An 11219-nucleotide genomic window follows, 5' to 3' on the forward strand; every position below is an offset into this window, starting at 1 on the left:
CAAGCGGCTCACCGCGGGCGTGGAGGCGTTCGAGGCCTTCAACCAGGTGCAGACCCACCTGCTGGCCCTGGCGCACGCGAGCGTGGAGCGCATCGTGTTGGAGCAGTTCCTGCTGGGCGTGGCGGCGCTCGCCCGCGAACTCTACGAGGAGATGGGGGTCCGCATCGTGGTGCTGGAGCAGGTGATGCACACCCACCACGAGTACCCCACCTACGACATCGACTTCCGCGTGTTCCGCTGCCAGTTGAGCGACAGCGGTTCGGAGATCCACCACCTGCGCGTGCATGACCACCGCTGGGTGGCGCTGGAGGAGATGGGGCAGTACCGCTTCCCCGACGCGGACGCCAAGACGCTGGCCCGGCTGCTGGACCTGGACCACTGACCGTGCGCCCCTCCTCGCGCCTGTTCGCCGTCGCCGGCCTCCTGCTGGCGTGCGCCTGCTCCAGCTCCCGCCCCGTTCCTTCCGCCTCCAACGCCCCCGACGCGGGCATGCAGCAGGTGCCCGCCACGGGCATGGAAGGCTGCGTGCTCTACGCGGACGGCCGAAAGACGGGCACCGTGCCCCGGCAGGTGCCGGAGCTGTCGGGCCTGGCCGCCAGCCAGCGTCACCCCGGCATCTTCTGGGGACACAACGACTCCAACAACGCCTTCGAGCTGTTCGCCCTGGATGAGGCGGGCGCGGTGAAGGCCACGCTGACGCTCACCGGCGCGGATCCCCGCGACATCGAGGACGTGGCGGTGGGGCCGTGCGAGCCGGGACAGAAGGCCACCTGCGTCTTCCTGGCGGACACCGGCGACAACTTCGAGCGCCGCAAGGAAGTGCGGCTCTTCCGCCTGCCGGAGCCGGAGACGCTCGCGGACGCCACGCTCCCGGTGGAGGCGCTGCCCTTCACCTATGTGGATGGCGCGCACGACACCGAGTCGCTGATCATCGACGCGCGCTCCGGCCGCATCGCGGTGCTGACGAAGACGCGCGCGTCGCTGGGCGACCTGTACGCGGTGGAGGGCCTCAAGCCGGGCGGCTCCGGCAAGGCCACGAAGCTGGGCACCCTGCGCGTGCCCGAAGACGTGGACCGTTTGACGACCGGCGCCTCGCTGCACCCGTCCGGCGAGCGCCTGCTGGTGCGCACGTACACGCGCGTCTGGGAGGTCCGCAAGCCGGGGGCGAAGCGCCTGGAGGACCTCATCCAGGCGCAGGTGGTGGAAGTGCCCGGCGCCAGCCAGGCCCAGGCCGAAGCCATTACCTTTCTACAGGATGGGCGCGGCTACCTGCTGGGCAGTGAGTTCACGGGGGAGCCCCTGGTCCGCGTGGATTGCCGCTGATCCAACACTTCGGCGCGCCTCAGTTGTCATCCCGTCACGACCGGCGGTTGACGGCTTGGCGGAGGTGACCATCTTTGGCCGGCTAAGGGAACCGTCACACGACATGTCGTCTGTGTGTACGGGGGAGGGGGAGGGCGAGCGTGCCGACGATGAAGCCACAGGACCTGCCGCCGGGGATGGGCCCGCGCGGAAAGAAGAGCGACAAGCCAACACCCACGAAAGGTGGGTTCAAGTTCGGCTCACCACTGGGCTACATCCTCCTGCTCGTCCTGGGGTTCCTGCTGTTCCGGAACGTGTTTCAGGACGCGGGTGTTCGCCGGGTGTCGTACAGCCAGCTGCGCGACGCGGTGGAGAACGGCCAGTTCAGCCGGGTGCAGATCTCCAACGAATGGGTGAAGGGTTTCCTCAAGGACAACGCCCAGCCACCTCCGGCTGACAAGGGCACGCTGCGCAGCGAGCCCAGCGCCCTGCCGTGGATGGCCTACCGCGTCCCCGGGGACGAGGGGCTCGTGCCCCTGCTGGAGCAGAAGGGCATCCAGTTCGAGGCGGTGCCGCAGTCGAGCTTCAGCGAGGTGTTGTGGATCTGGCTCATCCCCATGGGCCTGCTGATCCTCTTCTGGAGCTTCATGATGCGCCGGATGTCCGGCGGCATGGGCCAGGGTCCGCAGAGCGTCATGAGCTTCGGCAAGACGCGCGCGAAGGTCCAGGCGGAGAACGACACCGGCGTGGGCTTCAAGGACGTGGCTGGCGTCGACGAGGCCGTGGACGAGCTTCGCGAAATCGTCGAGTTCCTCAAGACGCCGGAGAAGTTCCGCCGTCTGGGTGGCCGCATCCCCAAGGGTGTGTTGCTCGTCGGCCCTCCGGGCACGGGCAAGACGCTGCTCGCGCGGGCTGTCGCCGGTGAGGCGGGCGTTCCGTTCTTCAACCTCTCCGGTTCGGAGTTCGTGGAGATGTTCGTGGGCGTGGGCGCGGCCCGGGTCCGCGACCTCTTCGCCCAGGCCACCGCCAAGGCGCCGTGCATCATCTTCATCGATGAGCTGGACGCCATCGGCAAGAGCCGCAACTCAGGTGTGGCCGGCGGCCACGACGAGCGCGAGCAGACGCTGAACCAGTTGCTCGCGGAGATGGACGGCTTCGACAGCCGCGCGGGCCTCATCATCCTGGCGGCGACGAACCGTCCGGAGATTCTGGACAGCGCGCTGATGCGCCCGGGCCGCTTCGACCGGCAGGTGCTGGTGGACCGTCCGGACAAGCGCGGCCGTGAGCAGGTGCTGGAGATCCACGCCAAGGGCGTCAAGCTGGGCACCGACGTGGACCTGAAGCAGATCGCCTCCCGCACGCCGGGCTTCGCCGGCGCGGACCTGGCCAACGTGGTGAACGAGGCGGCGCTGCTGGCCGCGCGCAAGAACCGCGACGCGGTGATGCGGGCGGACTTCGAGGAGGCCATCGAGCGCGTGGTGGCGGGTCTGGAGAAGAAGAACCGCCGCATGAACGAGCGCGAGAAGGAGATCGTCGCGCACCACGAGGCGGGCCACGCGGTGGTGGGCTGGATGCTGCCGTACGCCGAGCGGGTGACCAAGGTGTCCATCATCCCGCGAGGCCTGGCGGCGCTGGGCTACACGATGTCGCTGCCCCTGGAAGATCGCTACCTCATGTCCGTGGACGAGCTGCGCGACAAGATGGCGGGGATGATGGGCGGCCGGGCCGCGGAGGAGCTCTTCATCGGCGAGGTGTCCACGGGCGCCTCCAACGACATCAAGCAGGCGACGGAGATCGCCAAGATGATGGTCCGCGACTACGGCATGAGCAGCCTGGGTCCGGTGGCGCTGAGCGGAGACCAGGGTCCGGGCTTCTTGAGGAGCGCGGGCCTGCCGGAGTCGCGCAGCTACTCCGAACAGACGGCCCGGATGATCGACGACGAGGTCCGCAAGATGGTCTCCGAGGCGCTGGACCGCGCCCGCGAGGTCCTCAGCGTGAATCGCGAGAAGGTGGAGGCGCTGGCGGCAAGGCTCCTGGCGACGGAGGTCATCGAGGAGGAGGCGATGACGGCCATCCTGGGGCCCAAGGTGCTGGCGCGGCGGGGCCTGCTGCATCCGGAGGCGCGCACGGTGATTTCGGCGCATCCGGTGGGAGGCAACGAGTCTGAACCGGTGGTGCCGCCCACGCAGCACACGCAGGGCAAGTTCGATTCCTGAGTGCTTGCCTGCCCTCCGGGCAGACCTTCGCCCACCGGATCCACCGCCAGCCTGCGGTGGCCGGTGGGCGAAATTACTTTTGGCAGACAAGGAGGCGTCGCCGTGGAGAACCGCATTGGGAAGAGCTACGTCGCGCGGAAGTCGTTGTTCGCCAAGGGCCTCAAGGACGGCCGACTCACGGTGCAGGAAATCGAGGAGGCGCTGCCTCCGGGGACGCTGACGGCCGCCGAGCGGTGGCTTCTCTACTACTCGCTCCGGGCCGCGCAGGTGGAGATCATCGACGAGGTGACGGGACAGGTGGATCACGGCTTCATGGCCGAGGCCCCACCTTCGGCTCCTTCCAACCACTAGCCGCGTTGACAGGGGCGCCCTCGCGGTTAGGTTCGCGCCGCGTATCAAGGTCCGCTCTTTCAACCCCCTGGTGCAGGTTCGACAATGGACGGCAAGCCCCGCAGCGACGAGACCCCGGAGACGCAGTCCCCCGCCAACGAGGCGGGGGAGGCTTCCCCGACCGACTTTCCGGAGGACCGCGAGGCCGCATCGGACGGCGAGGTGACGCGGCTCCAGACGGAGCTGGAGGCGGCTCGCCGCCGGGTGAATGAGCTGGCGCGCGCCTACCAGGACCTCAACAAGGACCGCGAGGAGTTCAAGCAGCGGCTGACGCGCGAGCGGGAGCGGATGATCGACGTGGAGCGCGGCAACGTCGCCGGCACGCTCCTGGAGGCCATCGACGAGCTGGACCTGGCGCTGGCCTCCAGCCACCAGGACACCTCGCCGCTGGCCCAGGGCGTGCGGATGATCCGCGACAGCCTCCTGGCCAAGGCGCAGGCCACCGGCATCGAGCGCATCCAGATGGTGGGCCGTCCCTATGATCCCAACGTCGCCGAGGCGGTGGACATGGAGATCACCCCGGTGCAGGACGACGACCAGAAGGTCGTGGCCGAGTTCCGCGCGGGCTACCGCCTGAAGGATCGCATCATCCGCCCGGCCCGGGTGAAGGTGGCCCGGTACGTGGCCCCGGCGCAGGCCTGAAGGGCCGTCCCCAGGCGCTGGGGCGAAGTGCTGGCGAGGCTCTGGCACCGCTTCTTCTGACGCTCCCAGCGAACCTTCCGGGGGCTGGCCCCCTTCCTGGCCTCTCATGCGCCGGGAAGGGTGGTGCCGGGCGGTCTGTTGGGGCCTGACGCCATGGCCCGCCGTGTAAGCTGCCGCCCCGTGTCCGTCCGACTGTTCAGCCTTCTTCTCGCGGTGGCCTCCGCCCCGGTGGCGCAAGCCGCCGAGGATCCGCTCCCGCCCTGGCTCCAGGCCCGGGTGCGCGAGCACACCGCCTACTTCGCCGCCCCACCGCCCCCGTCGTCCGCGACCGAGGGCACGGCTGGTGTGTCCGCCCTGTGGCGCGAGCGCCCGGCCGGGAGCGCGGGCGTTCCGAACTTCGTGCCCCCCACGTCGCTGGCGCCGCTCATCCGCGCGGTGGAGGCGGGCGTGGTGAACATCACCACCGTGGGCCCCGGCGCGCTGCCGGGCGCGGTGAAGCGCTCCACCGGCTCCGGCTTCGTGCTGACACCCGACGGGTTGGTCGTCACCAACAACCACGTGGTGGCCAACGCCCAGGGCCCGGTGGTGAATCCGTCCGGCTCCGGCGTCACCCCCGACAAGGGCGGCCCGCGCGAGGTGCCCCTGCAGCAGGTGTCGGTGCGGCTGGCGGACGGCCGCGAGTTCCCCGCGGAGGTGGTGGGCCGCGACGCGTCCACGGACGTGGCGCTCCTGCGGCTGAGCGGCGCGGGGCTGGGGACACTGCCGGCGGTGTACCTGGGGGACTCGGACGTGCTGGAGGTGGGCGACTGGGTGGTGGCCATTGGCAACCCGTTCGGCCTGGACCACTCGGTGGCGCACGGGATGATCTCCGCGAAGGAGCGCGTGCTGGGCGTGGGCCAGTTCGACGACTTCATCCAGACGGACGCGCTCATCAACCCCGGCAACTCCGGCGGCCCGCTCTTCAACATGCGCGGCGAGGTGATTGGCGTGAACACCGCCATCATCAGCGAGGGCCAGGGCATCGGCTTCGCGGTGCCCATCAACCTGGTGAAGGACCTGCTGCCCAACCTGCGGGAGAACGGCAAGCTGGAGCGCGGCTGGCTGGGGGTCGTCATCAACGAGGATGGCGAGGACTCCACCACCACGGCGCCGGTGGTGAAGGACGTCTACCGGGGCAGCCCCGCCGCCGCTGCCAACATCCGTCCCGGGGACCGGCTGGTGGCGGTGAACGGCCGGCCCATTGGCAGCTACCTGCAGCTGCTGCGCAAGGTGGCGCTGCTCGCGCCGGGCACGGAGGCGAAGCTGACGCTCTTGCGCGAGGGCGGCACGCAGGAGGTCGCGGTGCGGCTGGTGGCGCGCCCGGCGCAGGAGGCCACGGAGGGCCTGACGAACCGGGGGGGCAGCACCGCGAACGACCTGGGGCTGGTGCTCCGGGATTTGACGCCGGAGGTGGCCGCGCCCCTGGGCTACGAGGCGTTCCTGGGCGCGCTGGTGTCCGGCGTCGTCCCGCGCGGCCCGGCGGAGCAGTCCGGCCTGCGCGCCGGCGACGTCATCACCGAAGTGAACCGTCGCCGGGTGAAGGACGCCGCCGGGGTGAAGGCCGCCCTGGAGCGGGGCAGCGCGGGGGCCAGCATCCTCTTGCGCGTCCAGCGGGGCGACGCGCTCCAGTACATCGCCATCGCCCGCTGAAGCCGGGGACGCCCGGGGCTACTTCTTCGGGGCGTCCTTGCCGTTGAGCCACAGGCCCATGTGCCCGCCGCTGCGGCCCTCGGTGAGGAGCACGGACTCGATGCGGGCGTTGACGCCGTAGTTCTTCCCGCCGCCCTTCTTGGGCAGCGTCCACACGCTCTGCGGCGTGAAGACGACCTGCGCGCGCACGCCCCGCGTGGAGAACAGGCGGCTGAAGACGCCGCCATTCCACCCGTCCGGCGCCGTGCCGCTCACCGTGAGGTAGCTCATCACCGGGTTGCCCTGCGCGTCCGTCTTCTTGGGCGCCCCGTGGGTGAGCGCGTACTTCCCGCCCCCGAAGAAGGGCGTGATGTTGATGGTGTACTCGTTGGTGCCGGGGTTGAAGTCGCCCCCGGACAGCATGGTGGCGTCGTCCTCCGTGATGATCATGTAGAGGCGCTTGCCCGTGTACTTCTTGCGGAAGGCCTCCGCGTTGGCCTTGCACTGCGGGTCCACGAAGGCCCCGTCACACTCGCCCACGTACTTCTCCAGGAAGGCCCCCAGGGCTCCCAGGGGCTCGGACTCGTCGCGCAGCTTCGCGAAGCGCGAGTCCACGTCGGCCAGGGCGAGCGTGGGCACAAGGAGGGCAAAGGCGGCGGCCAGGAAGCGATTCACGGCGGGAACTCCCAAGAAGAGGGGGATGACGACCCGGAGGATGCTGCCACTTCCGGACGCGCCGGGGGCAGGGCTTTCCCATGGGTGGGGCTTGGTGGGGTGGGGTGGATGTAGGTAGATAAGTTGCCTACATGTAGCCACCATGTAGTTTGTCCCTGTCACCCCCTGTTTCGGAGGCTCTCCCCGCCATGAACACCCAGCCGCAGGAACGTCGTAACCACCTCCGATTCGACAAGATCTTCACCGTGTACCTGTCCACGCAGGACGGGATGATGCGGGGCATCGGCCGCAACATCAGCGCGCGGGGCATGTTCATCGAGGTGCGCGACTCGCTGGGCCTGGGCGAGAAGCTGAAGGTGACGTTCGCGGGCGAGGACGGCACGGAGATGACGTGCCTGTGCGAGGTGCGCTACCAGGTGGCGCTGGCCTTCGGGCGCAAGGACGGGCGTCCGGGCAACAGCCGTGGCGTGGGCCTGCGCATCGTGGCGTACGAGACGATGGACGACGCGCCGCTGCTCCTGGTGGACCGCGAGCGGGTGATGCACTGAAAGACCGCGGGGCACGGCCCTTCCCCTTCGAAGAGGGAAGACACCGTGCCCCGGGCGTGGGACTCGAAGCGGCTTTGACGCGGATGCCTACTGCGAGAAGCCTTCGAGCAGGTAGTGGGCCTCGATGCGCTTGAGCGCGAGGATCATCGCGGCGCAGCGGCTGTCCACGGCCTTGCCGATGCAGTACGGGCGGCTGTCGTGCATCTCCGTCTTGCGCGGCTGGTTGCGCGAGATGTCGCGGATGATGCGGTAGTTGCGCTTCATGGCGCGCTCGAGGCGCTGATCGACTTCCGCCTCGCTCCAGCGCTCCATGCGCTTGTTCTGGATCCACTCGTAGTAGCTGACCGTCACGCCGCCGGCGTTGGCGATGATGTCCGGGATGAGCTCGATGCCGCGCTTCTGCAGGACGCGGTCGGCTTCCGGGGTGGTGGGGCCGTTGGCGCCTTCGGCGATGAGCTTCACCTTGAGGCGCTCGGCGACGTCGGCGGTGATTTCGCCACCCAGGGCGGCGGGGACGAGGATGTCCGCCTGCACGTCCCAGAGGTCCTTCTTCTCGATGCGCTGGGCGCCGGGGAACCCGATGACGGAGCGCTTGAGGTTCTTGGGGTCCGACACGTAGGCGGCCAGCGCGTTCACGTCGATGCCGTCGCCGTTGAAGATGGAGCCGTCGGCGTCGTTCACCGCGAGCAGCCGGGCGCCCATGTTGCCCAGGATGATGGCGGCGTGGCTGCCCACGTTGCCGAAGCCCTGGAGGACGAAGGTCTTGCCCTTCACGCTCTCGCCGCGGTCGGCGTAGTAGTCCTCGATGCAGAACGCGACGCCCTGGCCGGTGGCCTTGCCGCGGCCTTCGGAACCGCCGATGCGCACGTCCTTGCCGGTGACGATGCCGCGCAGGTTGTGGCGCTCGCGCTCACCGTCGGAGAACTGGCGGTAGAGCAGCGCCATGATCTCCGGGTTCGTGCCCACGTCCGGCGCCGGGATGTCGATGTTCGGCCCGATGAGGCTCTTGAGCCGGTACATGAAGCGCAGGGTGATGGCCTCGATCTCCTCGCGGCCGTACTCGCGCGGATCCAACTGGATGCCGCCCTTGCCGCCGCCGAAGGGGACTTCCGCGATGGCGGTCTTCCAGGTCATCTCCGCGGCGAGCGCCTTGAAGAGGTCCAGGGACACCTCGCGGTGGTAGCGCAGGCCGCCCTTGTAGGGGCCGCGGGCCTGGTTGTGCTGGACGCGGTAGGCCTTGAAGCGCTGCGACTCACCGGGGACCAGCTGGTAGACGAGCCCGTCCGGCAGGCGCAGGTGGCCGTGGCGGATGGCGACGTCGGAGCCCAGGAGGGCGCGGCCGTTGAGGATGATGTTGCCGTTGGCCAGGCGCTCCAGGCCCTCGGTGTTGCGCACCTGGGTGACGGACAGGTCGGCGAAGGACTTGGCCTCCTCGGGCAGCAGGGGGACGAGCCGGTCCTTGAGCTTCGCGGTGACGTAGAAGATGTGCTCGTAGTCGGGCTCTTCGAGCTCCAGACGCACGCGCTTGTCCAGGCCGATGAGATCCGCCGCGAAGTGGAAGATCTCCATCGCCTCCGTGTAGATGGTGCGCTTGGGCGTAGGGGCCGGGGCGCGCATGAAAGTCTCTTCGCTGGCCATGATGGAATGTGCTCCTTGAGGGCCCACCCTGAATGGGGGCCACAGGGGAAAGCGGGGCCCTTATGTGCACAGGCTCAACAGGGGGTCAACCGCTGCGGAGTCCGGCATTTCTCCAAATTGTGGAGAAAAGACGCGCACTTAGCCGACGCGGTGTGTCACTCCACCGAATGCGCCGTGTCATGAATGTCAGGGCTTCTGGATGGAAGAAGCGGCGGTGGCGGCGGGCGGTGAAGCAGGGGTGGAGATTCTGCTTGCGGGCCCAGAACGTGGATGGTACTTACGCGCCGCTTTCAGCCGTCGCGCCGACATAGCTCAGTTGGTAGAGCAACTGATTCGTAATCAGTAGGTCTCCGGTTCAAATCCGGATGTCGGCTCCAAAAGAAGAAGGCCGGTTGCCCCTGGGCAGCCGGCCTTTTTTGTTTTCGGGAAGTGGAACGCGCGAAGGCCTTGAGCCCGCGACCTCGTCGCTGAAGGCTCTCGCGCATGAACCCTCACGACAGCTTGCTGGGGCATCTGGCGTCACGTCTCAGCGCCCATCCTGAAAACGTGGCCACGGAGGCGCTCGCGTTCATCCTGCGCCAGAACGAGTACCTGCGTCAGGCGGTCCTGCGATTCCTGGAGGGGTTGGGGGTTCCTCCGCCACAGGTGGTGTCCTTCTCGGCGCAGCAAAGCGAGGAGAACGCCGCACGTCCGGATCTGCGCGGCGCTGACAAGAGCGGCGCTCCGGTCCTCTTCATTGAAGCGAAGTTCTGGGCGGGGCTGACCGACCACCAGCCCGTGTCGTGCCTTCGGGCGCTTCCGTCAGATAGACCGACGACGCTGCTGTTCATCGTGCCGGAAGCACGGCGCCAGATGCTGTGGCGAGAGCTTCTGGTGCGCTGCAAGGAGGGCTTCCAGGAAGCTGCCGCTTTCGAGAGTGAGCGACAGTCCGTTGCTCAAGTGGGGCCGAACAGGTTTCTCGCCATCTCCGCCTGGAAGCCGTTCCTGGAGAGCCTCCAGAGTGCGGCCCTCTCCCAGGGGGACCGTGTTTCCTCCGAGAACCTGAACCAGCTCCTGGGATTGTGCACGCGGGAGGATACGACGGCTTTTCTTCCGCTGCGTCAGGAGGAGTTGTCGGCAGGCATCGGGCAGCGGATCTTCCAGTTCGGGGCCCTCGTCGATGAAGTCTGTGAGTCCGCCGTCGAGCAGAAGATTTGTGTTCGGGGACCGAGCGGCGGCTCCAAGCTGTCCTATTATCGGACGGTTCGGATCGCAGGGCATGACTTCTACTTTTACCTGAGTCCCTGGCGCTGGCACACGTTGGCAGAAACGCCTTTCTGGCTGGAGTTTCCCAGCGACAGGAACTCCTGGGATGACTTGCTGCAAGCCCTGCATCCACTTTCATTGCAGCCGCCACCGATGATCCTCCGCGATCCAAGCTGGCGGGACACCCCAGTCATTCCTCTCCATCCGAAACTCGGCGTGGAACATCACGAAGTCATCCAGGGAATGGTGGACAGGCTTCGCAACATCCGCGACCTGATTCCGGCATCGCCTCCCTGAAATCCCTTCTGGGTGACGGCACCCCATTCAACGCAGTGGCGGAGGGCAAGGCAGGCCGCCAGGTTGACCTCAAGGCTACTGGTCAGTAGGTTACCTGAAAGTAACCTACTCGTCGGTAACACCACGGCGATGCTGGAGCCCCCATGTACCTGGCCGTCTGTGGCGCCACCTTCCTTGGGACGTACCTGCTCAACATCCTCATGATCACGGTGGGCTACCACCGCTCCGTGGCGCACAAGGCCGTGCGGCTCCACCCGGCATTGCGCAGGGCCGTCATCCTGGGTGGCAACTGGCTCACCGGCCTGGATCCGAAGGCGTGGGTGGTGATGCACCGGCTGCACCACGAGCACTCGGACACGCCGTTGGATCCGCACTCGCCCGTCAACGTGGGCATCCTGGGCATCGGGCTGGAGCAACTGCGCAACTACAAGAAGGTCATCATCGGGCTGCTGAAGGAGAAGCCGGAGTACACCCGCTACGCGAAGGACCTCGAGTTCCCGCTGAGCACGTTGACCCGCTCCGGACTCTGGTTCCTTCCGTATGTGTTGCACGCGGCCATCGGGCTCGCGTTGGGGGTCGGGGTGGGGTGGCTGTTGGG

11 protein-coding genes and 1 tRNA gene are annotated in these 11219 nt (G+C 68.0%); 10 read left to right on the forward strand and 2 right to left on the reverse strand.

Features of this window, described 5'->3' with window-relative positions; all coding sequences use genetic code 11:
* Nucleotides 1-19 precede the first annotated feature (19 nt).
* The 6 genes from D7Y13_RS30555 to D7Y13_RS30580 all read left to right on the forward strand — a co-directional run bounded on the left by D7Y13_RS30555 (nucleotide 20) and on the right by D7Y13_RS30580 (nucleotide 6239).
* Nucleotides 20-382 carry an NUDIX domain-containing protein gene (locus D7Y13_RS30555; RefSeq protein WP_244222392.1) on the forward strand — a complete coding sequence of 121 codons (363 nt, stop codon included), beginning with the start codon at nucleotides 20-22 and terminating at the stop codon, nucleotides 380-382.
* Between the two features lie 107 nt (nucleotides 383-489).
* Nucleotides 490-1323, forward strand: a complete 834-nt coding sequence (locus D7Y13_RS30560) for a hypothetical protein (protein WP_341870450.1) — start codon at nucleotides 490-492, stop codon at nucleotides 1321-1323.
* 149 nt (nucleotides 1324-1472) lie between these two features.
* On the forward strand, nucleotides 1473-3518 hold the full coding sequence (gene ftsH, locus D7Y13_RS30565; RefSeq protein ID WP_370450755.1) for an ATP-dependent zinc metalloprotease FtsH: 2046 nt from the start codon (nucleotides 1473-1475) through the stop codon (nucleotides 3516-3518).
* 102 nt (nucleotides 3519-3620) lie between these two features.
* A complete protein-coding gene (locus D7Y13_RS30570; RefSeq protein ID WP_120533571.1) occupies nucleotides 3621-3869 on the forward strand; it encodes an RNA polymerase sigma factor region1.1 domain-containing protein in 249 nt (82 codons plus the stop codon).
* An 84-nt stretch (nucleotides 3870-3953) separates the two neighbouring features.
* Complete coding sequence (locus tag D7Y13_RS30575) at nucleotides 3954-4550, forward strand: nucleotide exchange factor GrpE (protein WP_120533572.1); 597 nt, start codon at nucleotides 3954-3956, stop codon at nucleotides 4548-4550.
* A 153-nt stretch (nucleotides 4551-4703) separates the two neighbouring features.
* On the forward strand, nucleotides 4704-6239 hold the full coding sequence (locus D7Y13_RS30580) for a trypsin-like peptidase domain-containing protein (RefSeq protein WP_199732971.1): 1536 nt from the start codon (nucleotides 4704-4706) through the stop codon (nucleotides 6237-6239).
* A gap of 18 nt (nucleotides 6240-6257) precedes the next feature.
* On the opposite strand, the gene D7Y13_RS30585 is transcribed toward D7Y13_RS30580, so the two are convergent.
* Nucleotides 6258-6893: a DUF6066 family protein gene (locus D7Y13_RS30585; protein WP_120585879.1), complete on the reverse strand. Its 636-nt coding sequence runs from the start codon at nucleotides 6891-6893 to the stop codon at nucleotides 6258-6260.
* Between the two features lie 188 nt (nucleotides 6894-7081).
* Here D7Y13_RS30585 and D7Y13_RS30590 point away from each other — a divergent pair, with 188 nt between their 5' ends.
* The gene (locus D7Y13_RS30590) at nucleotides 7082-7441 is read left to right on the forward strand and encodes a PilZ domain-containing protein (RefSeq protein WP_120538204.1); all 360 of its coding nucleotides are present in this window, start codon (nucleotides 7082-7084) and stop codon (nucleotides 7439-7441) included.
* Between the two features lie 87 nt (nucleotides 7442-7528).
* On the opposite strand, the gene D7Y13_RS30595 is transcribed toward D7Y13_RS30590, so the two are convergent.
* The gene (locus tag D7Y13_RS30595) at nucleotides 7529-9079 is read right to left on the reverse strand and encodes a Glu/Leu/Phe/Val family dehydrogenase (protein ID WP_120538205.1); all 1551 of its coding nucleotides are present in this window, start codon (nucleotides 9077-9079) and stop codon (nucleotides 7529-7531) included.
* A gap of 301 nt (nucleotides 9080-9380) precedes the next feature.
* On the opposite strand from D7Y13_RS30595, the gene D7Y13_RS30600 reads away from it, so the two are divergent.
* The 3 genes from D7Y13_RS30600 to D7Y13_RS30610 form a co-directional block, all read left to right on the forward strand.
* Nucleotides 9381-9456: transfer RNA gene (locus D7Y13_RS30600), tRNA-Thr, on the forward strand.
* Between the two features lie 106 nt (nucleotides 9457-9562).
* Entirely contained in the window at nucleotides 9563-10621 is a 1059-nt protein-coding gene (locus D7Y13_RS30605; protein ID WP_120630856.1) for a hypothetical protein, read from the forward strand.
* Nucleotides 10622-10764: 143 nt separating this feature from the next.
* The coding region (locus tag D7Y13_RS30610) for a fatty acid desaturase family protein (protein ID WP_500683185.1) at nucleotides 10765-11219 on the forward strand (455 nt) is incomplete at its 3' end.

The sequence above is a fragment of the Corallococcus praedator genome (assembly GCF_003612125.1).
Classification (GTDB): Bacteria; Myxococcota; Myxococcia; order Myxococcales; family Myxococcaceae; genus Corallococcus; species Corallococcus praedator.